The sequence below is a fragment of the Novosphingobium sp. YAF33 genome (genome assembly GCF_052113265.1).
Classification (GTDB): Bacteria; Pseudomonadota; Alphaproteobacteria; order Sphingomonadales; family Sphingomonadaceae; genus Novosphingobium.
Genome location: NZ_JBFRCW010000003.1, coordinates 155,931 through 178,223, shown reverse-complemented (window position 1 = coordinate 178,223; position 22,293 = coordinate 155,931). Strand labels below are relative to the sequence as shown.

Below are 22,293 nucleotides of genomic sequence, written 5' to 3'. Positions count from 1 at the left end.
TTTTGAGGATGGGAAGCGGAAAATTCGACTTATTTTACGAGATTGATCCGGGACGCCGATTCCACCGGTTCACAGCCATCAACGTGCCGAGGCAGATCATGTTGGTGAGCATCGAGGTGCCGCCATGGCTCATGAAGGGCAGGGGAATCCCCACCACCGGGGCCAGGCCCATGACCATCATCAGGTTGATGGCGACGTAGAAGAAGATCGTCGCCGCCATGCCGGCTGCCAGCAGGCTGGAGAACCGATCAGGCGCGCGCCTGGCGACGCGCAGGCCCCACGACAACACGACTGCAAAAACGAAGAGCACGAAGAGACCGCCGAGCATGCCCCATTCCTCGGCCATCGTCGCGAAGACGAAGTCGGTATGCGATTCGGGCAGGTATTGCAGGTGGCTCTGCGATCCGTTGCCGAATCCCTTGCCGAAGAACCCGCCGGATCCGATCGCGATCTTGGACTGGGTGATGTGATAGCCCGTTCCCAGCGGATCGCTCTCGGGGTCGAGGAACACCAGTACGCGGTTGCGCTGATAGTCGTGCAGCAGGGTGAAGAAGGCGATCGGCGCGGCGATGGCGCCGGTCATGCCCGCGCCGATGAACCAGGACAGCGGCAGGCCGGCCAGGAACATCGTCACCGCGCCGCCGAAGCAGATCGCCAGGGCCGTGCCGAGATCGGGTTGGATCATCACGAAGAGCGCGGGAATGCCGATCAGGACGCCTGCCGGTACGAGACCGCGCCAACTGGCGGTCATGGCATGGGGCAAGGTCTCGTAGAAACGCGCCAGGACGAGGACGATGGCCGRTTTCATCAGTTCGGACGGCTGAAGCGTCATGAACCCCAGGTTGAGCCAGCGCTGGCTACCGCCACCAACGGCGCCGATGGCCTCGACAAGCACGAGCAGCACGACGATTGCGCCGTAGACCGGATAGGCCGCCATGCGGAAGAAATCGCGGCTGAACCGGGAGATGACGATCGCCATGCCCAGGAAGATCACGAATCGCATGACATGGCTGAGCGCATAAGGCTGCAGGCTGCCGCCCGCCGCCGAATAGAGAACTGCCGCCCCCAGCGAGACCAGCCCGGCCAGCGGGATCAGCATGTGCCACGGCTGCCGGGCGATGGCGTCGGGAACGATCGATCGCGTGATCATTGCGGATTCCCTCCGGAATTGCCCGGGGCAGGGGTTGGCGAAGGCGTGGCCGCAGGCGCCGGGGCCGCGGGCTGATCGGCCGCATCGGGCTCAGGCGCCGGAGAAGCGGCATCGCGCACGATCGGCTGTGCCGGATCCTGCGGAGCGTCATCGCCCTGGAGCTTGCGGTTTTCCTCCTCGGCCGAAACGGCGGGAGCACCGACGCCATATTGCGCGGAGTAAGTGCGATAGCGTGCCTCGAGCCGCTCCTTGGGCGTGCCGCCCCACTTCTTCTCCAACTCGGTCAGGACATCCATGCCCTTCTGCTTGTCGAAGACGTACGTCAGCACGTCGCGCGCGATGGGATAGGCGGATCCGGAACCGCCGCCGTGCTCCACCACGACCGAGCAGGCAAAGCGCGGATTGTCGAACGGTGCGAAGCAGATGAAGTGGCCGTGGTCGCGATGCTTCCAGAGGCCGCCTTTGCCGCTGCCGACGTTGAGGCCGACGACTTGCGCCGTACCCGTCTTGCCGGCGAGCTTGATATCCGGGAACGGCAGGCGCGCGTGAGGCGCGGAGCCCGGGCCATTGGCAACATCGGACATGGCCTGCCGCACATAGGCAAGGTGATCGTCGGGAATGCCTAGCGAAGGCGCGACTTCCTGCTCGTGCCCGTGAACCAGGCGCGGCATGATGATCCTGCCGCTGGCCAGACGGGAAGCCTGGATCACCTGTTGCAGCGGATTGACCAGGAAGTAGCCCTGACCGATCGTGGCGTTGACCGTATCGAAGGTCTGCCATTCCTTGCCGTATTTCTTCAGCTTCCAGGCCGGGTTCGGCACCGTGCCGTAGGACTGGCCCGAGACCGGCAGCGGGAAGTCATGGCCAAGGCCAAGCCGGCCGGCCATCGCCGCGATCGGGTCCATGCCGATTCGCTGGGCGAAGTGATAGAAGTAAACGTCGCAGCTCTGGTAGATGCCCTTGGCCATGTTGACCTGGCCGTGACCGCGGTGGTTCCAGCAGTGGAACACGCGGTTGCCGACGCGCAGGCCGCCGCCGCAGAACACCGATTCGTTAGGGTCCAGCCCGGCTTCCATGAAGGACAGCGCGACCATCGGCTTGACGGTCGAGCCCGGCGGATAGAGCCCGCGCAGCACTTTGTTGCGCAGCGGCACATGGTCGTCGTCCGACAGCATCTTCCATTCGAGACGGCCGATACCATCGGAAAAGCTGTTGGGGTCGAAGCTGGGCATCGAGCACATCGCAAGGATGTCGCCGGTCTGGCAGTCCATCACCACGACGGCGGCCGATTCGGGGCCGATTCGCCGGGAGGCGTAGTCCTGAATGTCGGCGTCGATGGTGAGCTTCAGCGTCTTGCCGGGAACGTCCTCGCGCGTGTCGAGATCGCGCACGATCCGGCCCGAAGCGGTGACTTCGACGCGGCGAGCGCCGGGTTTGCCGCGCAGGTCCTTCTCGTAGAACTTCTCGAGCGCGTCCTTGCCCACTTTGTAGCCCGGCGTGATCAGAACCGGGTCGCGGTCCTTTTCATATTCTTCCGCCGAGGCGGGGCCGACATAGCCGATCAGGTGCCCAACCGAAGGACCCTGCGGGTAGAACCGCGAGAAACCGCGCTGGGTGACGACGCCCGGAAGGTCGGGCAGGCGCACGCTGACAGCCGCGAACGTATCCCAGTCAAGACCGCTGGCGACTTCGACCGGCGCGAATCGCCGGGCGCGTTCCAGCTTGTCCTCCAGGTCCTGCATCGCGATCGGCGTCAGGTTGAGCAGTTTGCCCAGGGTCTGGATCGTGTGCGGCGCGTCCTGAACGCGTTCCGGGATGAGGTCGACACGGAAGTCCGCGCGGTTCGAAGCCAGCGGCGTGCCGTGGCGATCGAGAATCCAGCCGCGGCGGGGTGGTATCAGCGACAGGTTGACGCGGTTACTCTCTGCCTGAAGCTCGTATTTCGCGTTCTGGGCAATCGCCAGATAGCCGAGGCGAGCCGCCAGCAGCACGCCGACGCCGCCCTGGATCGATCCCAGAACGATGCTGCGCCGGTCGAAACTGTTTCGAAGCGTGCCCGCGCTGACGTGGCGTTGCGGAAAGAAGCGCTTGAAGCTGATCTTCATCGCAGGAGCACGATCGGCGCGAGCCGGATCCGATCGAACATGGCAACGACTCGACCGACGAGCGGATAGGAAAGCACGGAGATAACGACCTGCGGCACGATGACACGAATGGGAGACGACGCGCCCGCGATGTTCGCGAAGGCGAGGCAGAGGAATATATAGGCGACGATCAGGCCCATGGCCATGAGCCATTCGGTCACGAAATTGCGCCAGGGAAGGCGCAGTTCCACGATCTCGAGAACGATCGCGGTGACCGACCAGAGCAGGACCGCGCAGCCGAAGGGCTGGCCGGAGAACAGATCGTCGAACAGGCCGAGCGGCAGACCGGCCCAGATCGGCAGAAGGCCGGGGCGCAATTGCCGCCAGCCGAGATAGATCAAAAAGCCGAGCGGCGGCATGACCGGCGCCGAGGCGATCAGGAACCAGCCCGGCACCACCGAACCCAGCATGATCGTCAGCCAGGGGAATCCCCTGGCGAGAATCCGCGAAGGCGCATGGTTGATGCGCTGCCGGGAGGTGGAGCGGGAGGCGCTGCGCTGGAACATCAGCGTTTCTTGACCGTACCGTCATTTGCCGGGGGAGGGGGCGCGGGGGGCGCCCAGCTCTTTTCGACCATCACGTAATCGGTGTCCGAGGGATTGCTCAAGACGCGGGCGATGGCGCCGTCGCGTATCAGGTCGGTTACGATCGCCATGGGTGTGCCGGGGCGGTAAAGGCCGCCCGAGCCCGAGGTTACCAGCACATCGCCCTTCTTGAGCGGGTTGATGCCCAGGTTGATGAGGCGGATGCGCAAGGTGCCGTCGCCATTGCCTTGCGCGAAGGCGGGTACGCCGTCGGCTGCGCGGCGGACCGGCACGACGCTTTCGCTGTCGGTAACCAACAGGACTCGCGCGCTCGACGAGCCGACTTCCAGCACGCGGCCGACGAGGCCCATCTGTGAGCGCACCGGCATGCCGGAAGTCACATTGCGGTCGCGCCCCGCGCCGAGCGTGGCGTAGCGGCGCGAACTGGCGCTGGTGGAGGCCGTGAGCCGGGCATAAGTGACCGCGCCGCCGTCCTGCTCGGACAGCCCCATCAGGTCCTTCAGCCGCTTGTTCTCCGCCATCGCCGCCTTTGCTTCCACAAGGCGCACTTTGGCTTCACCGAGTTCACGCTCGACGCGCGCGTGTTCGCTTCCGGAATGGAAGAATCCGGAGAGATTGGCCCAGGCATCGCGTCCGAGATCGCGTCCACCGGCGGAGACTTGCGCGGCCGGTTCGGTCGCGTCGTCCGCCAATCCGCGGAGGGTGGAGAAGAATTCCGGATTGACGAGCGAGATCACGACGAGCGCCAGTCCGACCACGGCGCCAAGCACGCCTGCGGTGTAACTGAGGAACGTGGTGTATTGCGCCCGACGCGAATAGCTGGAGCGCCTGTTTACGGGCGGCGCCATGCGCCATGCACTCCTTCGTAGGGGCGGCGCCGTCCTTGGACTGCCGCGCGGCCGTCAATAATGCCGACGACGAGGCCGCCGGGAATCGAACGGAGCGGCGGTGCCATGGGCACCGGCCGCTCCGCGCGAAATTCAGGCGGACATCAGCACGCCGCGATAGACCGGATCTTCCATCGCGCGGCCGGTGCCGAGCGCGACGCAGGAAAGCGGGTCTTCGGCGACGCTGACCGGAAGGCCGGTTTCTTCGCGCAAGTAATCGTCCAGGCCCTGGATCAGCGCGCCGCCGCCGGTGAGCACGATGCCCTGGTCGACGATATCGGCCGCCAGTTCGGGCGCGGTATTCTCAAGCGCGATGCGAACGCCCTCGACGATGGCGCCGATCGGTTCTGCCAGCGCTTCGGCAACGTTCGCCTGGGAGATGGTGATCTCCTTCGGCACGCCGTTCACGAGGTCGCGGCCCTTGATGTGGATCGTTTCGCCGATGCCGTCTGCGGGCATGACGGCGATGCCGTAGTCCTTCTTGATGCGCTCTGCCGTGGCATCTCCAATCAGGAGATTGTGATGGCGACGCACGTAGGAAACGATCGATTCGTCCATCTTGTCACCGCCGACGCGCACCGAAGTGGTGTAGGCGAGGCCGCGCAGCGAGAGCACGGCGACTTCGGTGGTGCCACCGCCGATGTCGACGACCATCGAGCCGACCGGCTCGGTGACGGGCATGTCGGCGCCGATCGCAGCGGCCATCGGTTCGAGGATCAGGTAGACCTGGCTGGCGCCGGCGTTCGAAGCGGCATCGCGAATCGCGCGGCGTTCCACCGAAGTCGAGCCCGAGGGCACGCAGATCACGATTTCCGGGTAGCGGAACAGGTTCTTCTTGCCGTGCACCTTGCGGATGAAGTGCTTGATCATCTCTTCCGCGATCTCGATGTCGGCGATGACGCCGTCGCGAAGCGGGCGGATGGCTTCGATGTTGTCGGGCGTCTTGCCCATCATCATCTTGGCGTCGTCACCGACGGCCTTGACCTTCTTCACGCCGTTGAGCGTCTCGATGGCCACCACCGAGGGCTCGTTCAGCACGATTCCGCGGTCCTGAACGTAGACGAGCGTGTTGGCGGTCCCAAGGTCGATCGCCATGTTCTGTGAGCCGAGTTTGAAGAATCGCGAGAAGGGCGAGGCCATCAGTAATCCGTTGTCTTTCCCGGCGCTTGTCACAGGGAATCCCCATGGAGCGAAGGGCAGGTTGGCATGGAAGGGGACCCCTTAGCCCATCGATTCGCGAAACGCCAAAAATTTGTGTCGATTTCATGGGGGAATCGTCAGAAGCCCGTCTCGAATTCCATGCGGTTCACCGCTAGTGTTTGGATCGCTTCGAGATCGCGGTGCCATGGACGCCCCGCGTCCGGGCCGGCCCGTCGGTRGCCTGGGCTCGTACCTGGATGACGCGAAGCCCAAGGCCTGAGCAAGGCCGCTTGCGAAAGAGTGCCCGATGCCCACGATCCGCCGTCTTCCCGAACATCTCGTCAACCGCATAGCGGCCGGCGAAGTGGTGGAAAGGCCCGCGTCCGCGCTGAAGGAGTTGGTGGAGAACGCGATCGACGCCGGCTCCACCCAGATCACCGTGCGCTTGTCCGCCGGCGGCCTGGACCTCATCGAAGTGACTGATGACGGCTGCGGCATGGTCCCGGACCAGATCGCCCTGGCGCTGGAACGCCACGCCACTTCCAAGTTGCCGGACGAGCATATCGAGCTGGTGGCGACGCTGGGCTTTCGGGGAGAGGCGCTGCCGTCGATCGGATCCGTCGCGCGGCTGACCATAGAAAGCCGCCCGCACGAAGCGGAAGAGGGCTGGAAGCGCGTCGTCGATCACGGGATCGTGACGGTGGACAGCCCCGCCGCGCTGCCGCCGGGAACGCGGATACGGGTGGAGGATCTCTTCGGCAAAGTCCCGGCCCGGCGCAAGTTCCTGCGTTCGGCGCGCTCGGAATATGCGGCTTGCCAGGATGTGGTGCGCCGTCTGGCCATGGCCCGGCCGGACATCGGCTTCGTCCTGGAGCATGACGGCCGCCGGGCGATTGCCGTGCAGCCGCGCGAAGAGCTGGCTTCTCGCGTGGCCCGGCTCGTGGCACGCGAACTGGCGGACGACGGCGTGCTGATCGATGCCGAGCGCGGGTCGGCACGGCTCACCGGCGTCGCCGGTCTTCCCACCTACAATCGCGGTGTCGCCGATCATCAATACCTGTTCGTCAATGGCCGGCCGGTGAAGGATCGCCTGCTGGTGGGAGCCGTGCGCGGCGCCTATTCCGACATGCTGGCGCGGGATCGCCATGCCGTGCTGGCGCTGTTCCTCGACATTCCGCCAGAGGAAGTGGACGTCAACGTCCATCCGGCCAAGACGGAAGTGCGGTTTCGCGATCCTGCGTTCATCCGCGGTTTTCTGGTCGGCGCCTTGCGCCATGCTCTCGAATCGTCCGGTCAGCGGAGCGCGCAACCGGCCTCCGCGGCGGCCATGGGCATGTGGCAGGTGGAGCCGGTTGCCGCTCCTGCACCTTCGCTCGGTTCGCTGTTTGCCCGGGAGTACGCTCCCTCTTCCTCGTCGTCGCCCTCCCGTTCGGAGTTTCGACCGGCAGCGGATCGGGTTTCCGAAACCGGGGCCGCATGGCGCTCATACGAGGAGCAGGTCATTGCGCAGCCTTCCGGGCGCGCCGAGGCTGCGTCCGAGGCTGCCGATGAGGCGTTGAAGTATCCGCTCGGCGTGGCCCGCGGCCAGGTCGCGGAGACTTACATCGTGGCGGAGGCGGCCGATGGCCTGGTCATCGTCGATCAGCATGCCGCGCATGAGCGGCTCGTGCTGGAGCGGCTCAAGGCGGCCGGCGCGGAAGATGCGATGTCTCGCTCCCAGGCGCTGCTGCTTCCCGAAGTCGTAGAGCTGGAAGAGGCCGCCTGCGATGCGCTGGAAGAAAAGATCGCCGACCTGGCGCAATTCGGCCTCGCGCTCGAACGGTTCGGTCCGGGTGCCATGCTGGTGCGCGCGGTGCCGTCCGTACTGGGCAAATCCGATGTCCACGCGCTCGTGCGCGACGTGGCCGACGATCTTGCGAAAAACGGAGACGCCCTGCTTCTGGGTGAGAAGCTGGAACTGGTGCTGGCGACAATGGCCTGCCACGGCTCGGTCCGGGCCGGTCGCTCGCTCTCGGTCGCGGAAATGAATGCCCTGCTGCGGGAAATGGAGCGCACGCCGCGCTCGGGCCAATGCAACCATGGACGCCCGACGTGGGTTAAACTGGCTCATCAGGATATCGAAAAACTGTTCGGGCGAAAATGATGCGAAAACCGATCCTTGCGCTGACTCCTTTCGTTCTGCTCTCAGCTTGCGGACAGGAAGATCCGCAGCGCGAGGCGGTAGAGAACGCGCACGACGTGGCCATGGTCGAGCGGATGAGCAAGGAGCCGTTCAAGCCGATCATTCCCCATGCCATCACCGAGATCGACGTCGCCCGTTATGGGCTGGACAAGCCGGGATGCTCCTTCCGCAAGCCGGGCGAAAAGGACCCGATCTTCATAGCCAATGCCGACGAGGGATTCCTGCGCGTCGCCGGGGACCTCAAGCGCTATGCCGCCAAAGTGGAAAGCGCGCAGTTGCCGGGCAACGCGCGCTCCACTTATGTCGGGCTGGCCAGTTGGGTCGATCTGGTGAGCCTGCCCGACAAGAGCGGCGGCTCGGACACCACTCATTGGCCGGCGAAGCTGATCTTGCACGATGCCCAGGAACGGGTCGCCTTCATGTCGGAAGGCGTGGTCACCTGCCACCGCTGATGGGAGCTTGGCCTCTGCCCGGCTTCGCCAGAGTGCCGCGGAAAGGCGCGTCGTTGCCGTCGCCGTCGGCTGCCGGGGGCAGCTTCAGGAGGTCGCGCAGGAGCGGCGCGATGTCGACATTGTCGAACGGGGCCAACTTGCCCTTCGGCCTGAAGGCCGGTCCGGCGGCGATGAAGAGCGCGGCCATCTCGGGCGCGGCATTGTCATAGCCATGGGTTCCGCCGGTCGACGCCTTCTCCGGCGGCTTGGCTGCGATCTGCCAGCCGATTTCCGCCAGGCAGAAATACGGCGCGATGCGGGGGTTGCTGCCGTAATGGAAGCGCGCCGGGATGTCCTGCTTGCGCCAGCATGACATGTGTTCGTGCGGCTTCAGCAGCGCGGCGGCCAGCTTCCGTTCGTTGCCTACGGTCGGTGTGATGCCCGCAAAGGGGCCGGTATCGCCCAGCGTGTAGAGCGAAGGGTCGGCAATCGCATCGAGGGCGATGGTCCGTTCGCTGGAAATGGCAGCCATGCCGTGATCGGCCACGACGATCAGGTTGGCGGGCTGCCCAAGCTCCCGAAGCCCCGCAAGAAGGAGGCCGATATCGCCGTCGACATCGGCGATGGCCGCGTCGGTCTGGCTGTCGCCGGGTCCGTAGCGATGGCCTGCCGTATCGACCTGGTCGAAGTAGAGGGTCACCAGCTTCGGGCGTTTCACTGCCGGACGGCGCAACCAGTCGATCACGGCATCGACGCGCTGGACCGGCGATACCGCGCCGTTGAATTGCTGCCAGTCGCTCGGCCGGGTTCCGCCGCTGATCGTCTTGTGCGGCTCGGTCACCAAAGTGCCGCCCCAGGCGACGTTCGATCCCGGCCAGAACATCGTTGCGGTTCGGATGCCGGACTTCTCGGCCGTCACCCAGATCGGTTCCGCCTCATCCCACCAGTAAGGTTCGTCGCTCGACATCGTGAACTTCTCGCCGGGATGAGCGGGATCCTCGAAGCCGTTGGCGATGATGCCGTTGCGGTCGGGCACTTTTCCCGTGGCGATGGCCCAGTGATTGGGGAAGGTCTTGCTCGGGAACGAGGGGCGCATGGCCGCGCTGATGCCGCTGGCCGCCAGCGCCGAGAGATGCGGTGTTATCCCGCGGTCGAGATAATCGGCCCTGAAACCGTCGATCGAGACGAGAATCACCACCGGCTCACGGACTTCCGCGGCGGGTTTGTCGGCAGGCCAAGTGCTGGCAGGTCGGGTGAGGGCAGGATCGGCGAGAACGGGGCCGGCCAGCAGGGCCAGCGCACCGAACAGGAGAACGAGTCTTTTCATGACGGCGCCACTAGCGCCGGGACCATGACAGGTCGATGTCGGCTCACGCCATCCCAGCCAGCATCCACAACGCCATGGCCACCATGAACAGGTTCTCCGTGAGCGAGACAAAGCCCAGCGGCACGGCACCCGAGCCGCCGACGCAGGCGCACTTCAATGCACGCTTCTGAATATAGACCGCGTAGAATACCGATGCGGCGCCGATGCCGCCGATCACGAGGCCGATCGGGATCGAGAGCCAGGGCAGGGCATGCGCCGTCATCAGTGCGCCTGCGGTCCATTCCAGCACGGGATAGCCGTAAGCGTAAGGCACTAAGCGCTTGGCCAACAGGTCATAACCCAGGAACATCGTCGAAAACTGCTCGACATCCTGAAGCTTGAGCATCGCCAGCAGCATCATCGTCATCGAAACGAACCATTCGGCGCCGCGCATGGTGAAAGGCGTGCCGAACGAAGCCCAACTCGCCGCCAGGGCGAGGCCGAGGCCGGTGGCGAAAACGGCCAGCACGGGGCGGTAGCTCTTTGCTTTCGGGTCGTGAACCTTCAGGCCGAAATGGGCGCGCAAATCGGTATAGCCGCCGATCCGGGCGCCCCCGATGAAGGTCTGCGGCGTGGTGGCAACACCGTGCCGCGCCTTGAAGGCATCGACCTGCTCGCGCGTGGTCAGCCAGTGATCCTCGACCTCATAGCCGAGCTTTTCCAGCAGGTATTTCGATTTGAGACCCCAGGGACAAGTGTGCTTGTCCATGACCATGCGGAAGAGCGCGGCGCTCTTGTCTGACTGGCGGGATGCGGGGCTTTCGAGGGTCTGGTCTTGCGTCATGCCGAGGCTTATACCTTCCGTACCATGGTACGGAGTCAAGCATGGCATTGACGATTTCGGAGCTGGCCCGTTCGAGCGGCGTCGGCGTGGAGACGGTTCGTTTCTACCAGCGCAAGGGCCTGCTCTTCGACCCGCGCCCGGCTGCGACCGGAGGCGCCAGGGGGCAGCGACATTATGGTGAGCCAGATGTGAAGCGCCTGCGCTTCATTCGCTCGGCCAAGGCGGCCGGCTTCATTCTCGACGAGATCGCCGAGCTGATCAGCCTCGACCATACCGGAGACCGGCCGCGCGCGCGGAAAATGGCGGAAATGCGATTGGCGGAACTGGATCGGGAGATCGCGCAACTGGAAGCCGCGCGGCAGTCGTTGCGGCGATTGGCCCGCGAATGCGCCGGCTCGGACGATGGCCCTTGCCCCATCCTCGAAGCGTTCGAGGAACCGGCGTCTTCCCGGACCTGAACCGGGAGTGAAGGAACTGCCGGCGGTCCCGGATCGAGCCGGTGACCGCCGGTATCTCCGGATCAGACGTTGAACTTGAAGTGCATGACGTCGCCGTCGTGCACCACGTATTCCTTGCCTTCCTGACGCAGCTTGCCGCCTTCCTTGGCGCCGGCTTCACCGTTCAGGGCGACATAGTCGTCGTAAGCGATGGTCTCGGCGCGGATGAAGCCGCGCTGCATGTCCGAGTGGATCTCGCCGGCGGCGTCGGGGGCCTTGGCGCCCTTGTGCACGGTCCAGGCGCGCGCTTCCTTGGGGCCGACGGTGAAGAAGGTCAGCAGGGAAAGCAGTTCGTAGCCGGCGCGAATGATGCGGGCGAGGCCGGTTTCGTGCAGGCCCATCTCCTCGAGGAAGACCATGCGCTCCTCGATATCCATGCCGACCAGCTCCGATTCGATGGCCGCCGAGACGATCACCGCAGTGGCGCCCTCGGCCTTGGCCTTCTCGAAGACGCGGGCGGAGAAGGCATTGCCTTCCGCTGCAGCTTCTTCCTCGACGTTGCAGACATAGAGGACCGGCTTGGCCGTCAGGAGCTGGGCCTGGCGGAACACGCGTTCCTCGTCTTCGTCCTTGGGCTGGGTGAGGCGCGCGGGCTTGCCTTCGCGCAGCAGCTCCAGCGCCTGGCCGAGCACCGAGGCGACGATCTTCGATTCCTTGTCGCCCTGGGTAGCTTTCTTCTGAGCGGCGGGAACGCGCTTTTCCAGGCTCTCCAGGTCGGAAAGAAGCAGCTCGGTCTCGACCGTCTCGGCATCGGCAATGGGGTCGACGCGCTCGTCGACGTGCTGGATGTCGTCGTTCTCGAAGCAGCGCAGGACGTGAACGATCGCGTCCACTTCGCGGATGTTGCCGAGGAACTGGTTGCCCAGGCCTTCACCCTTCGAGGCGCCGCGCACGAGCCCGGCGATGTCCACGAAGGACAGCTGCGTCGGGATGATCTTGGCCGAACCGGCGATTTCGGCCAGCTTGTCCAGGCGCGGATCGGGAACGCCGACCTGGCCGACATTGGGCTCGATCGTGCAGAAGGGATAGTTGGCCGCCTGCGCCGCCTGCGTCTCGGTGAGCGCATTGAACAAGGTCGACTTGCCAACATTGGGCAGGCCCACGATTCCGCAACGGAAACCCATGTGTAACTCCGGAAGAAATGTATGGGCCGCGCCTTAGCGCCAGTCTGCGCGCATTACCAGTTGCGCGACGGTTCTTTATGACCGGAGCCGGTGGAGAGGTGGGCTTCACGGAAATTTCAGGGCTTGTTCCTAGACGGGCGGGATGAAATCCATCGTTCGCCTCTCCCTTGTCGCCCTCGTGTCCGCGTCGCTTACTGCTTGCGGCGGCATTGGAACCGACAGCGGCGGGGGAGGGCTGGAAAAGGCCCGCGCCGATTTCGCCTCGCAAAGCTACCCTTCGGCCCGCACCACGCTCTTCGCCATGCTTGAGAAGGAACCTGACAACCTCCAGGTCCTGGCGCTTCTGGGCAGGACGCAGATCGCATTGGGCGATGCCGACGCGGCCGATCGCGTCCTTGCCCGATTGAAGAAGGCTGGCGGGAAGGGCGCGGAACTCCGCCGACTGGAAGCGGGTGTCAGCCTGCTGCGCGGCAAGCCGGCTGCGGCTCTGGCGCTGATTGTAAACGATTTCGACACCGATGCCTGGCGGCTGCGCGCTCAGGCCCAACTGGCGCTGGGCAAACAAACGGACGCCTTGGCATCCTTCGAAAAGGGGATGGCCGCGGGTGACGACCTGCCACTGAGCGTAGCCTATGCGCGGTTCGCGCTGGAAACCGGCGACCTTGCCCGCGCCGGGCAGATCCTGACGCGAATGAACCGCTTTGCGCCGGGCGCCTACAACACGCTCGTTCTCGCCGGCGACATCGCCGCCGCACGCGGCGAGACGGATGGCGCGATAGCCGCCTATGGCAAAGCGACAAGCGCCTATCCCGGCAAAGTCCCGCCCATGCTGGCGCTTGCCAATGCCCTCGACGAAAAAGGCGAGGTCGATGCGGCCATGCGCGTAGTCGAGAAGGCGGCGAAGCTCTCGTCCGGCGACCCGGCCCTCGAAGAGATGCGGATCCAGCTTCTGGCTGAGAAAGGCGAATGGAAAACGATCCGCCTGGCGCTGCAGGGGCGAGAGGGGCGCATCGATCCGGCATCGAGCCTGGGGCTGACGTATGGCGAGGCCCTGCTGCGTCTTGGTCACGCCGAGCAGGCCCGTGTGCTGTTCAGCCGGGCCTCGCTGCTGCTGCCGGGCAATCCGTTCGCGCGCATGATGCTCGGAGAAGCGCAACTGGCGAGCGGGGATGCGAGGGGCGCGTGGGAAACGCTGAAGCCCCTGGCTTCCGGCACGCTGGCCCAGCCGGAAATTCTCGGTTCAGCCGAACGCGCGGCCCGCGCGGCCGGTGCTCCCGAGGCGGATGTGCTGAAAGCACGGCTCGATCCCGTGCGTTTGAAAGCGACGATGGCGCTGGCGGACAAGGGGCAGGCCGCCCTGTCCGCGCAGGACTGGAAGCTGGCGCTGGCGACCTATCGCGAACTGCTTCAGCGGGGAGACGATCCCGAGGTTCTCAAGCGCATGGCACTGGCAGCGGCGGGGCTGGGGCAGGGAAGTGACGCCCTGGCTTATGCCGACCGGGCGCGCACACTGGCGCCGGACAATCCCGACTATCTTCACGTGGCCGGCCTCGTCCGCCTGGAACTCGGTCGCGACCTGTCCGGTGCCCGGCGCCTGCTGGAGGCTGCGGCCATCGCCGATCCGCGCGATCCCGACATCGCGCGCGATCTTGGAAAAGCGAAGGCCGCCGCCAGCTAAAGCCGGCGGCGGCCTGCCCGGCCGGAAACGGAAGCAACCCGGCCGAGAGGCGCCACCTCCCGCGATGGGCGCGGGCGCGGCGCCTTGGAAGCTACTGTCAGTCGCGCTTCTTGCGGCGGCGAGCATAGGCCAGGCCGAGCAGGCCGAGGCCCATCATGCCGAGCATGCCCGGTTCCGGCACGTCGGTGCTGCCGCCGCTGCTGGAACCGCCGGAGGTGCCACCGGAAGTCGTGGTGCCGCCCGAAGTGGTCGTGGTGCCACCCGAGGTGGTCGTGCCGCCGGAAGTGGACGTCGTCCCGCCCGAAGTCGAGGTGGTGCCGCCCGAAGTGGTCGTGGTGCCGCCAGACGAGCTGCTGGACCCGCACTGCTTCTTGCCGGCCGAATGGCCGCAGTTGCAAGTGTGCTTGTGGCCGCCGCTGCCGCCCCAGCCCCAGGTCGCCTGCGCAGGCGACGTGAATGCGATGGTGCTGCCGGCGGTGAGCGCCAGGGCGAGCATGGTCTTGCGGATCATTCGTATTCCCCTTGTTGCCCGAATGGGTTGCCAAGAGGAAAAGCAAGCGTCGTGCCAGATGAGGGTTTCTGCGGAGAACGTTGGTTAACGCATACCTCGAAGCGTTGCTTGTGTAAGCTAACCCGACGCTAATTGCGGCGAAAGACGGCTAACTCCAGGGGTTCAATCCTGCTGGCGGAGAGCGACGTCGTTCATGAACCTGGTATCGTCGCCGGCCGAAAGGCGATCGGCTTCCCCTGCAACGGCGCCCAGCATGTCGGCCAGCGGATCCATGTCGGCCTTGGCGTAATTGCCCAGGACATAGCCGGTCACGCGGTCCTTGTGGCCGGGATGGCCGATACCCAACCGCACGCGGCGGAATTCCGCGCCGAGGTGCTGGTCGATGGAGCGCAGCCCATTGTGGCCGGCATGACCACCGCCTTGTTTCACCTTGACCTTGAAAGGCGCCAGATCCAGCTCGTCGTGAAATACGGTGAGGTCCGCCAGCGCCAGCTTGTAGAAGCGCATGGCTTCGCCCACGGCGCGGCCGCTCTCGTTCATGAAAGTTGCCGGCTTCAGCAGCAGCACTTTCTCGGAGCCGATCCGCCCTTCCTGGAGCCAGCCCTGGAATTTCTTCTGGCTCGGACCGAAGTTGTGGACTTCGGCAATCGCATCGATCGCCATGAAGCCGACGTTGTGCCGGTTCAGCGAATATTGGGGACCGGGGTTACCGAGGCCGACCCAGAGCTGCATGACGAGAAATCCTGTACTGAAACGCGAAACGGCCCCTCCGCGCGCCGGACGAACCGGGGCTGGAGGGGCCGTTCCCTATCCGAAGATGGCCGGGCCCGAAAGGACCCGGAACCGAATTTACTCGGCTGCGATTACTCGCCTTCAGCTTCTTCCTTGGCCGTGTCGCCTTCGGAGCTCTTGAGAGCCGAAGGGGCAGCGATCGTCGCGATGGTGAAATCGCGGTCGGTGATCGCGTTCTCGACGCCCTTGGGGAGCTTGACGTGGCTGGAGTGGATCGATTCGCCCACGTCGAAGCCGGTCACGTCGATGACGATCTCATGCGGGATCTTCTCGGCGTCGCAGACCAGTTCCAGGTCGTGGCGAACGACGTTCAGCACGCCGCCGCGCTTCAGGCCCGGCGAAGCTTCTTCGTTGGCGAAGACGACCGGCACGTTGACGTGCACGGTCGCGCCCTTGACGACGCGCAGGAAGTCGGCGTGAAGCGGACGATCCGAAACGGGGTGGAAGGCAACGTCCTTGGGCTGCGTCCGGAACTTCTTGCCGCCGACTTCAACTTCGATGATCGAGTTGAAGAAGTGACCGGTTCCAAGCTGGCGGGCCAGCTCCTTTTCCTCGACGTGGATTGCGAGGGGTTCTTCGTTACCACCATAGATAACGGCGGGGACGCGGCCATCGCGACGCAGAGCACGGGAGGCTCCCTTGCCAGCCCGATCACGCGTCTCGGCCGGCAGGTTAAGCGTATCGCTCATGAGGACTTGCCTTTCGAAAACTGGATATATGTCGGATACAGGCCGCGTATCGGCCCGCTCCGTCCCGCCACGCCTCCAGGGATGACCATGACGGGAAGCGGGCGCCCTTAATGCGATTATCGCAGATTTGCAAGCACTGTCGGGACCGCCAGTGGCCCAGTCCCGATCAACCCGGATCGACCGCGTTCCAGCTATTCGACCCGGACGACGCGGTAGCCCTTCGCTGCCAGCATCGCCGGAATGCCCTCAGGCCCAGCCATGTGTGCCGCTCCGACGGCAACGAACGGACGTTTGCCTTCCCGCATGGCAGAGGCGATCTTTCCGGCCCAGTCCCGGTTGCGTCCCACGAAGAGCACCGCGCGCAGTTCCGGGTCGGCCAGCAGGCCCTTGCGCGTTTCGCGTTCGATCGCGGCCATGTCTCCCTGACGCCAGCGCTCGGCAAGATCGCCATCCGTGGTGGCGGCCTCGGTCACGACCGCGCCCAGCAGATCGCGCTGCTCGCGCTCCGGCAGACTGTCGAACAGGCCGAGCTGCTTTGCCGCACCCTCCAGTTCGACGACGGGCTTGTTTCCTGCCGCCGCGATGACGGCCCGGTCCACGCCATTGCGCGCCTCATCTTCCTTGGCCCCGGCCTGGGCCAGCGTGAGGGCCGCGGCCCAAGTGTCCATCGCCGCGAAATCGCCATCGGCATAGCCGCCTTTCGCCAGCAAGGCCGACAGGGCAGGGCGCCTGCGTGGATCGATCCGTTGGGACAACGGCGGCTGTCCCTCGTTCCTGGCGAGGCGGGCGAACGTGGCGGCGACTTCCTTCTCGTCGGCGAGATTGGCGACTTCGACCATCACCGAGTCCGAACCTTCCAGAGCGGTCTGAACTTTCGCGGTCTGCCATTGCAGCGGAGACTTGGCACTATGAATGGTTCCGAAGAGCCAGGCGGTCTGGCCGTTCGGTCCCTCGACACGCCAGATTGCGGGATCGGCGGGCTGGGGTTTCGGTCCGCAGGCAAAGAGGGCCAGGGCCGCCAGCAGGACGATGGTCTTGCGCATCGGCTACTGCACCCGCACTGCGCGAATGCCGTCGCGTGACAGCTGCTCCTGAACACTGCCCGCCCCGGCCAGATGCCCCGCGCCGACGGCCACGAAGACCACGCCAGGCTGAGCGAGCCGACCTTCAAGCCATTTCGCCCAGGCTTGGTTGCGGTCGGTGATGAGCACCTTGCGCATGGTCTCGTCCGATTCGTCGTCATTGAGCAGTTCGGCGAGTTCCTCGGCCCGGCCCCGTCTCCAGGCATTGACCAGCTTGGCCACGTCTTCCTTGAGGGTAGGCAGCTGCTCCAGCACTTCGGAAAGGTAGGCCCGCTGGCTCGCTTCCGGCAAGGCGGCGAAGAGACCGATCTGGTATTCAGCAGTTTCCAGCGGATGCCGCGCCACGCCGCTGGCCTTGGCCATCGCATCGATCTGGTTCTCGACGCCCTTGGCCTGATCGTATCCGGCGGCTTTCAGCGGGATCAGAGAGAGCAGCAACCCGGCGTACCAGGGCTCGAACTGATCGAATGAATTGACGGCAAGTCCAAGATTCGAAAGACTTTTATTCAGTATGCCGCGCTGCATGTCGTCCAGGCTCTCGCGCAATGTCCGGCCGTCCCGGCGGATCCCCTTCTCCGCGAAGATCGCCTGCAGGGTCTCTGGCGAATCGGTCATCGTTTCCGTGACGACCTGATCGGCCGACTGGAAAGCGCGCTTCACCGGCCCACGGAACCAGCCCAGTTCTTCGGGGAGAATGTGGATCGTGCCGAACAGGTAGATCGTCGTGTCCCGGTCGGAGATCTTCCAAAGCGCAGGTCTGGCCTCGGCAGCAGGCGCCCCCGAAGCCCTTGCCTTCTCCCGCGCCGTGACCGGCGGCGCGGCCAGGAATATGAACAAGGCGGAAGCCGCCGCGAGCAGGCGGATCTTGCGGGACGGTATCATGACGGTTTTCCGAGGGAGTACGAGAGAAACGGGCGCTTGACGGAGGTTCCGTAGCGCGGGGGATAGCCTCGCGGCGCCGGGCGCGGTAGCCATAACTGTTGTTCACGCGCGGCTTGTGCGGTTGATTTGGCCGGTTCGATCCGCCAAAGGCCGCGCAACCAAGAGATTTGACGGGATTTCGATGTCGACCGCTGACAGACAGCCGCTCAGCTTCCAGGACATGATCCTGACGCTCCACAACTTCTGGAGCGCGCAGGGCTGCCTCATCCTCCAGCCCTATGACATGCGCATGGGGGCAGGTACCTTCCATCCGGCCACGACGCTTCGCGCGCTCGGCCCGGAACCTTGGAAGGCGGCCTATGTCCAGCCTTCGCGCCGTCCGACCGATGGCCGCTATGGCGAAAACCCGAACCGGCTCCAGCATTACTATCAGTATCAGGTGATCCTGAAGCCGAACCCGGACAACCTGCAGGAACTCTATCTCGCCAGCCTCGCCGCCATCGGCGTCGATCCGCTCGCGCACGATATCCGCTTCGTCGAGGACGATTGGGAAAGCCCGACCCTGGGCGCCTGGGGCTTGGGCTGGGAAGTCTGGTGTGACGGCATGGAAGTGACGCAGTTCACGTACTTCCAGCAGGTCGGCGGGTTCGACTGCAAGCCGGTCGCGGGCGAGCTGACTTACGGTCTGGAGCGTCTGGCGATGTATATCCAGGGCGTCGACCGCGTCTACGACCTGCGCTTCAACAACGAGGGCGTCAGCTATGGCGACGTGTTCCTCGCCAATGAGCAGCAGATGTCGAAGTACAACTTCGAGATCGCCGATACCGAGGCACTTTTCGCCGGCTTCAAGGCCGCCGAGGCCGAATGCATGCGCTGCATCGAGGCGGAAATTCCGCTTGCCGCCTATGACCAGGCGATCGAGGCCAGCCATCTCTTCAACCTGCTTCAGGCGCGCGGCGTGATCTCCGTGCAGGAGCGGGCCAGCTACATCGGCCGTGTGCGCGATCTCGCCAAGGGATCGTGCGAGGCCTGGATCGACAAGAACAAGAGCGAATGGGAAGCCAAGTTCCCGGGATGGACCGTATGACCGACTTCCTTCTCGAACTGCGTTCGCAGGAAATTCCTGCTCGCATGCAGGCCGGCGCGCGCGCCGATCTGGAAAAGCTGTTCCGCAAGGAAATGGCCGCTGCCGGCGTTGCCGTGGGCGAAGTCACCGTCTGGTCCACGCCGCGCCGGCTCGCTCTGATCGCACGCGGCCTTCCGCTGGCGACCGAGGCCGTTCACGAGGAAACCAAGGGCCCTGCAACCAGCGCCCCGGAACAAGCGCTCGAAGGCTTCCTGCGCAAGACCGGCCTGACCAGGGACCAGCTCGAGGTGCGCGACCTCAAGGGCAAGGACACCTACTTCGCCGTCGTCGAAAAGCCGGGCCGCGCCGTGGCCGAGGTGCTTGCGGAGGTCGTCCCGGCCATCATCCGCAGCTTCCCCTGGCCCAAGTCGCAGCGCTGGGGCGCCGCCTCGATCTCCACGGAATCGCTCCGCTGGGTGCGTCCGCTCTCCGGGATCGTCGCGATCCTGGGCGAGGACCTCGTCGCCTGCGAAGTGGGCGGCATCGCTTCGGGATATGTTACGCTGGGCCACCGCTTCCATGCCCCCGGAGAAATCACCATCGGCGGCGCGCACGACTATGCCGACAAGCTGCACCTTGCCCATGTGCTCGTAAACCACGAGGAACGGCAGGATATCGTTCGCACCAAGGCGCGTGAGGCCGCCACCACGGCCGGGCTCGTGCTGGTCGAGGACGAGGGGCTGGTGATCGAGAATGCAGGTCTTACCGAATGGCCGGTGCCGCTGCTCGGCCGGTTCGAAGAGGACTTCCTTGAGGTTCCGCCCGAGACCATCCAGCTGACGGCCCGCGTCAACCAGAAGTACTTCGTCTGCGAAGACACTGCAGGTTCACTCGCCAACGCCTTCATTTGTACGGCAAATATTGTCGCCAACGATGGCGGGGCGGCTATCGTCGACGGCAATCGCAAGGTGCTGGCGGCGCGTCTATCAGATGCGCGCTTCTTCTGGCAGCAGGATCGCAAGACCTCGCTATCGGCCCAGGCTGCAAAGCTTGCCCGCATCACCTTCCATGAAAAGCTGGGCTCCGTTGCCGACAAGGTCGAGCGCGTCGCCAGACTGGCCGAATGGCTGGCAAGCGAAGGCATAGTGCCGAACTGCGATCCGGCGCTCGCGCGTCACGCTGCGGAACTCTCCAAGGCCGATCTCGTCACCGAGATGGTCGGAGAATTTCCAGAACTTCAAGGGCTTATGGGCGGATATTATGCCCGTGCCGAAGGTCTGCCCGATGCGGTCGCGGATGCCATCCGCGATCACTACAAGCCCGTCGGGCAAGGGGATGAAGTGCCGACGGCGCCCGTCACCGTGGCCGTGGCGCTGGCAGACAAACTCGATACGCTTCGCAGCTTCTTTGCGATCGACGAGAAGCCGACCGGGTCGAAGGATCCGTTCGCGCTGCGCCGTGCCGCTCTGGGTATCATCCGTCTCATCACCGACAATGCCTTGCGTTTCGGGGTTGCCGAGGGTGACCTGCTCGACTTCTTCGCAGACCGCCTCAAGGTCCAGCAGAAGGAAGCCGGCGTTCGTCACGACCTGATCGACGCGGTCTTCGCACTTGGCGGCGAGGACGACCTCGTTCGCCTGCTCGCCCGCGTGCATGCCCTCCAGGGCTTCGTCTCGACCGATGACGGTGCGAACCTGCTGGCGGGCTACAAGCGCGCTGCCAACATCCTCAAGAAGGAAGACTGGCACGGCGTCGAGGGCGAGATCGCGCGCACGGGCGAGGAAGATCCGCTGGCCGGTGTCGAGGATCCCGATCTGGCCGAAGTGATTGCCGCCAAGATGGCGCACCGTCACGCCAGCGAGCAGGCGCCGGCCTATGCGGCCGAGCCTGCCGAGCAGACCCTGATCGACGCCGTTGCCGCGGCGGAAACGGAAGTCTCGCGCGCGGTTTCCTCCGAGGACTTCGCTGCGGCCATGACCGCGCTGGCGTCGCTTCGCGCGCCGATCGATGCGTTCTTCGAGGACGTCACCGTCAACGATGCCGACCCGCTGAAGCGCCAGGCCCGCCTGGCCCTGCTGGACCGCTTCCGCGCCGCGGTTCACAAGGTCGCGGATTTCTCTCGCATCGAGGGCTGATCGCCGGATCAAGCTGCGGGGAGCGTCATTCGCCCCTGAAAACGAAAAGGCCGGGGTATTCCCCGGCCTTTTTCTTACTTTTTCCAGCCAGATAGAGTGAGAATTTCAAATCGCTCCACGGTCCTGCCATCGTCTCCGGCGGCGGCGAAGGCCTCACGGGCGCGCGCCAGCGCTTCCTTTCCCAAGGGTGGTGGCGCATCGGCCAGGACGCCGCCGATACCCTGGGCACGGATGTCGCCAACGAGCCGCTCCAGGCTGCGGAAACCGACCTGCAAGGAGCGCTGGTCGATCACCGGGTCCGCGAAAAGCGTGCGCTGGAGCAGTTGTCCGCCCGCGCGCACGTCGACCATGGGATGGACCCGAGCGGCCGGACGTTCGCCGTCGGCGGCCAGCATGACATCGCGCAAGGTCGGCAGGCTGCCCGCTGAAAGGAAGCTGGCGATCATCATCCCGCCCGGCGCCAGGGCCTTGCGGATGTGGACCAGGGCGCCCGGCAGGTCGTTGACCGTGTCCAGCGTGCCGAGACTGGCGATGAGGTCGAAACCTTCGAATGGGTAAGGGGCTTCTTCGTCGAAGCCTTCCGCCGGTTCCACTTGCGTCACGGCGACGCCCTGCGCGTTCAGGGCCTCAGCCAGTGCGCCGGTCCAATCGCCGATGACCAGCGCACGGGCGGGCTCGAAGCGTAGGAAGGAAAGGCGCTCGAGGACGTCTTCCACCATGTCTTCGTGAAGGTATTGCGGTGCGTCGTGCTGCTTTTGGAGCGCGAGCGCGCGGCGGCGGGCGGCGAGACGGCGGGCGGGCGAGAAGATGCGGGGGGGAGCTTTGCTGGCCATGGTCGCTCCCCTGCCGCTTTGCGCCGACCGGTGCAATCGCACTTCGTGCAATTACAGTTCGAGATGGCGGGTTAACGCCTTGTAGCTTGCAGAGGGAAATGCCGGGGCTAGCTTCGTCGCCGATGTCTCTCGTTCGCGCCTTCGATCCGCTTGTCGACCTGATTTTTCCGCCGCGATGTCCGCTGTGCGGAGCAGGGCTGAGCGCGCATGGGGGGCTTTGCGCTTCATGCTGGGGCAAACTGGCAATACCCGGGGAACCCTCATGCATCGCCTGCTCCCGGCCGTTCGGCGCCGGCATACCCGAAGGCGCGCTTTGTGCGCCTTGCCTGGGCGAGCCCCCGCGGCACGACGGCATCGCCGCGGGGACGCTCTACA

General features: G+C 65.1%; 20 protein-coding genes and 1 pseudogene. 7 read left to right on the top strand and 14 right to left on the bottom strand.

From position 1 onward, the window contains the following. Positions 1-34: 34 nt before the first annotated feature. The 5 genes from rodA to AB4Z00_RS07975 all read right to left on the bottom strand — a co-directional run bounded on the left by rodA (position 35) and on the right by AB4Z00_RS07975 (position 5,866). Complete coding sequence (gene rodA / locus AB4Z00_RS07995; RefSeq protein ID WP_442045724.1) at positions 35-1,147, bottom strand: rod shape-determining protein RodA; 1,113 nt, start codon at positions 1,145-1,147, stop codon at positions 35-37. After that, positions 1,147-3,255 (bottom strand): penicillin-binding protein 2, encoded by a 2,109-nt coding sequence (gene mrdA, locus AB4Z00_RS07990; protein ID WP_132262644.1) that lies wholly within the window; start codon positions 3,253-3,255, stop codon positions 1,147-1,149. The genes rodA and mrdA overlap by 1 nt, the downstream gene beginning before the upstream one ends. Then, entirely contained in the window at positions 3,252-3,800 is a 549-nt protein-coding gene (locus AB4Z00_RS07985) for a rod shape-determining protein MreD (RefSeq protein ID WP_132262646.1), read from the bottom strand. The genes mrdA and AB4Z00_RS07985 overlap by 4 nt, the downstream gene beginning before the upstream one ends. After that, positions 3,800-4,687 (bottom strand): rod shape-determining protein MreC, encoded by an 888-nt coding sequence (mreC, locus tag AB4Z00_RS07980; RefSeq protein ID WP_132262648.1) that lies wholly within the window; start codon positions 4,685-4,687, stop codon positions 3,800-3,802. Before mreC ends, AB4Z00_RS07985 begins: the two co-directional genes overlap by 1 nt. Before the next feature lie 132 nt (positions 4,688-4,819). Then, positions 4,820-5,866, bottom strand: a complete 1,047-nt coding sequence (locus AB4Z00_RS07975; RefSeq protein ID WP_132262650.1) for a rod shape-determining protein — start codon at positions 5,864-5,866, stop codon at positions 4,820-4,822. Between the two features lie 307 nt (positions 5,867-6,173). Between AB4Z00_RS07975 and mutL the strand changes: the two genes are divergently transcribed. Both mutL and AB4Z00_RS07965 read left to right on the top strand, forming a co-directional pair. Continuing rightward, positions 6,174-8,009 (top strand): DNA mismatch repair endonuclease MutL, encoded by a 1,836-nt coding sequence (mutL, locus tag AB4Z00_RS07970; protein WP_442045566.1) that lies wholly within the window; start codon positions 6,174-6,176, stop codon positions 8,007-8,009. Then, positions 8,009-8,500, top strand: a complete 492-nt coding sequence (locus AB4Z00_RS07965; RefSeq protein WP_442045565.1) for a hypothetical protein — start codon at positions 8,009-8,011, stop codon at positions 8,498-8,500. Before mutL ends, AB4Z00_RS07965 begins: the two co-directional genes overlap by 1 nt. Here AB4Z00_RS07965 and AB4Z00_RS07960 read toward each other — a convergent pair. Together AB4Z00_RS07960 and AB4Z00_RS07955 are read right to left on the bottom strand one after the other, a co-directional pair. Next, entirely contained in the window at positions 8,484-9,806 is a 1,323-nt protein-coding gene (locus tag AB4Z00_RS07960) for an alkaline phosphatase family protein (protein ID WP_442045564.1), read from the bottom strand. The genes AB4Z00_RS07965 and AB4Z00_RS07960 overlap by 17 nt on opposite strands. Positions 9,807-9,849: 43 nt before the next feature. Further along, entirely contained in the window at positions 9,850-10,629 is a 780-nt protein-coding gene (locus AB4Z00_RS07955; RefSeq protein ID WP_442045563.1) for a MauE/DoxX family redox-associated membrane protein, read from the bottom strand. Positions 10,630-10,670: 41 nt separating this feature from the next. Between AB4Z00_RS07955 and AB4Z00_RS07950 the strand changes: the two genes are divergently transcribed. Further along, positions 10,671-11,087 (top strand): MerR family transcriptional regulator, encoded by a 417-nt coding sequence (locus tag AB4Z00_RS07950; protein WP_431566630.1) that lies wholly within the window; start codon positions 10,671-10,673, stop codon positions 11,085-11,087. Positions 11,088-11,149: 62 nt separating this feature from the next. Here the strand turns inward: AB4Z00_RS07950 and ychF are convergent, their stop codons facing one another. Beyond that, positions 11,150-12,250, bottom strand: a complete 1,101-nt coding sequence (gene ychF, locus AB4Z00_RS07945; protein WP_132262659.1) for a redox-regulated ATPase YchF — start codon at positions 12,248-12,250, stop codon at positions 11,150-11,152. 142 nt (positions 12,251-12,392) lie between these two features. On the opposite strand from ychF, the gene AB4Z00_RS07940 reads away from it, so the two are divergent. Further along, positions 12,393-13,928, top strand: a complete 1,536-nt coding sequence (locus tag AB4Z00_RS07940) for a tetratricopeptide repeat protein (protein WP_442045562.1) — start codon at positions 12,393-12,395, stop codon at positions 13,926-13,928. A gap of 97 nt (positions 13,929-14,025) precedes the next feature. On the opposite strand, the gene AB4Z00_RS07935 is transcribed toward AB4Z00_RS07940, so the two are convergent. The 5 genes from AB4Z00_RS07935 to AB4Z00_RS07915 all read right to left on the bottom strand — a co-directional run bounded on the left by AB4Z00_RS07935 (position 14,026) and on the right by AB4Z00_RS07915 (position 17,884). Further along, the gene (locus AB4Z00_RS07935) at positions 14,026-14,439 is read right to left on the bottom strand and encodes a PEP-CTERM sorting domain-containing protein (RefSeq protein WP_314465176.1); all 414 of its coding nucleotides are present in this window, start codon (positions 14,437-14,439) and stop codon (positions 14,026-14,028) included. 162 nt (positions 14,440-14,601) lie between these two features. Next, positions 14,602-15,171, bottom strand: coding sequence for an aminoacyl-tRNA hydrolase (pth, locus tag AB4Z00_RS07930; protein WP_132262665.1), 570 nt, complete (start codon positions 15,169-15,171; stop codon positions 14,602-14,604). A 131-nt stretch (positions 15,172-15,302) separates the two neighbouring features. Then, on the bottom strand, positions 15,303-15,920 hold the full coding sequence (locus AB4Z00_RS07925; protein WP_132262667.1) for a 50S ribosomal protein L25/general stress protein Ctc: 618 nt from the start codon (positions 15,918-15,920) through the stop codon (positions 15,303-15,305). Positions 15,921-16,111: 191 nt separating this feature from the next. Next, the gene (locus tag AB4Z00_RS07920) at positions 16,112-16,963 is read right to left on the bottom strand and encodes a TraB/GumN family protein (RefSeq protein ID WP_442045561.1); all 852 of its coding nucleotides are present in this window, start codon (positions 16,961-16,963) and stop codon (positions 16,112-16,114) included. A gap of 3 nt (positions 16,964-16,966) precedes the next feature. Next, positions 16,967-17,884: a TraB/GumN family protein gene (locus AB4Z00_RS07915; protein ID WP_442045560.1), complete on the bottom strand. Its 918-nt coding sequence runs from the start codon at positions 17,882-17,884 to the stop codon at positions 16,967-16,969. A 181-nt stretch (positions 17,885-18,065) separates the two neighbouring features. On the opposite strand from AB4Z00_RS07915, the gene AB4Z00_RS07910 reads away from it, so the two are divergent. Together AB4Z00_RS07910 and glyS are read left to right on the top strand one after the other, a co-directional pair. Beyond that, the gene (locus AB4Z00_RS07910; protein WP_314465183.1) at positions 18,066-18,971 is read left to right on the top strand and encodes a glycine--tRNA ligase subunit alpha; all 906 of its coding nucleotides are present in this window, start codon (positions 18,066-18,068) and stop codon (positions 18,969-18,971) included. Next, complete coding sequence (gene glyS / locus AB4Z00_RS07905; RefSeq protein WP_442045559.1) at positions 18,968-21,085, top strand: glycine--tRNA ligase subunit beta; 2,118 nt, start codon at positions 18,968-18,970, stop codon at positions 21,083-21,085. Before AB4Z00_RS07910 ends, glyS begins: the two co-directional genes overlap by 4 nt. A 74-nt stretch (positions 21,086-21,159) precedes the next feature. Here the strand turns inward: glyS and AB4Z00_RS07900 are convergent, their stop codons facing one another. Next, positions 21,160-21,918 carry a methyltransferase domain-containing protein gene (locus tag AB4Z00_RS07900; protein ID WP_442045558.1) on the bottom strand — a complete coding sequence of 253 codons (759 nt, stop codon included), beginning with the start codon at positions 21,916-21,918 and terminating at the stop codon, positions 21,160-21,162. A 98-nt stretch (positions 21,919-22,016) separates the two neighbouring features. Here AB4Z00_RS07900 and AB4Z00_RS07895 point away from each other — a divergent pair. Then, positions 22,017-22,235 (top strand): annotated as a pseudogene (locus AB4Z00_RS07895) (double zinc ribbon domain-containing protein); the annotation flags it as partial. Positions 22,236-22,293: the final 58 nt, after the last annotated feature.

Excerpts from the sequence above, each read along its gene's own strand:
- AB4Z00_RS07985 (WP_132262646.1), bottom strand. The coding sequence starts at position 3,800 with ATGTTCCAGCGCAGCGCCTCCCGCTCCACCTCCCGGCAGCGCATCAAC.
- AB4Z00_RS07935 (WP_314465176.1), bottom strand. The coding sequence starts at position 14,439 with ATGATCCGCAAGACCATGCTCGCCCTGGCGCTCACCGCCGGCAGCACC.
- AB4Z00_RS07960 (WP_442045564.1), bottom strand. The coding sequence starts at position 9,806 with ATGAAAAGACTCGTTCTCCTGTTCGGTGCGCTGGCCCTGCTGGCCGGC.
- AB4Z00_RS07910 (WP_314465183.1), top strand. The coding sequence starts at position 18,066 with ATGTCGACCGCTGACAGACAGCCGCTCAGCTTCCAGGACATGATCCTG.
- AB4Z00_RS07920 (WP_442045561.1), bottom strand. The coding sequence starts at position 16,963 with ATGCGCAAGACCATCGTCCTGCTGGCGGCCCTGGCCCTCTTTGCCTGC.
- AB4Z00_RS07915 (WP_442045560.1), bottom strand. The coding sequence starts at position 17,884 with ATGATACCGTCCCGCAAGATCCGCCTGCTCGCGGCGGCTTCCGCCTTG.
- mreC (WP_132262648.1), bottom strand. The coding sequence starts at position 4,687 with ATGGCGCCGCCCGTAAACAGGCGCTCCAGCTATTCGCGTCGGGCGCAA.
- AB4Z00_RS07940 (WP_442045562.1), top strand. The coding sequence starts at position 12,393 with ATGAAATCCATCGTTCGCCTCTCCCTTGTCGCCCTCGTGTCCGCGTCG.
- AB4Z00_RS07965 (WP_442045565.1), top strand. The coding sequence starts at position 8,009 with ATGCGAAAACCGATCCTTGCGCTGACTCCTTTCGTTCTGCTCTCAGCT.
- mrdA (WP_132262644.1), bottom strand. The coding sequence starts at position 3,255 with ATGAAGATCAGCTTCAAGCGCTTCTTTCCGCAACGCCACGTCAGCGCG.
- glyS (WP_442045559.1), top strand. The coding sequence starts at position 18,968 with ATGACCGACTTCCTTCTCGAACTGCGTTCGCAGGAAATTCCTGCTCGC.
- mutL (WP_442045566.1), top strand. The coding sequence starts at position 6,174 with ATGCCCACGATCCGCCGTCTTCCCGAACATCTCGTCAACCGCATAGCG.
- AB4Z00_RS07975 (WP_132262650.1), bottom strand. The coding sequence starts at position 5,866 with ATGGCCTCGCCCTTCTCGCGATTCTTCAAACTCGGCTCACAGAACATG.
- AB4Z00_RS07925 (WP_132262667.1), bottom strand. The coding sequence starts at position 15,920 with ATGAGCGATACGCTTAACCTGCCGGCCGAGACGCGTGATCGGGCTGGC.
- AB4Z00_RS07955 (WP_442045563.1), bottom strand. The coding sequence starts at position 10,629 with ATGACGCAAGACCAGACCCTCGAAAGCCCCGCATCCCGCCAGTCAGAC.
- pth (WP_132262665.1), bottom strand. The coding sequence starts at position 15,171 with ATGCAGCTCTGGGTCGGCCTCGGTAACCCCGGTCCCCAATATTCGCTG.
- ychF (WP_132262659.1), bottom strand. The coding sequence starts at position 12,250 with ATGGGTTTCCGTTGCGGAATCGTGGGCCTGCCCAATGTTGGCAAGTCG.
- AB4Z00_RS07900 (WP_442045558.1), bottom strand. The coding sequence starts at position 21,918 with ATGGCCAGCAAAGCTCCCCCCCGCATCTTCTCGCCCGCCCGCCGTCTC.
- AB4Z00_RS07950 (WP_431566630.1), top strand. The coding sequence starts at position 10,671 with ATGGCATTGACGATTTCGGAGCTGGCCCGTTCGAGCGGCGTCGGCGTG.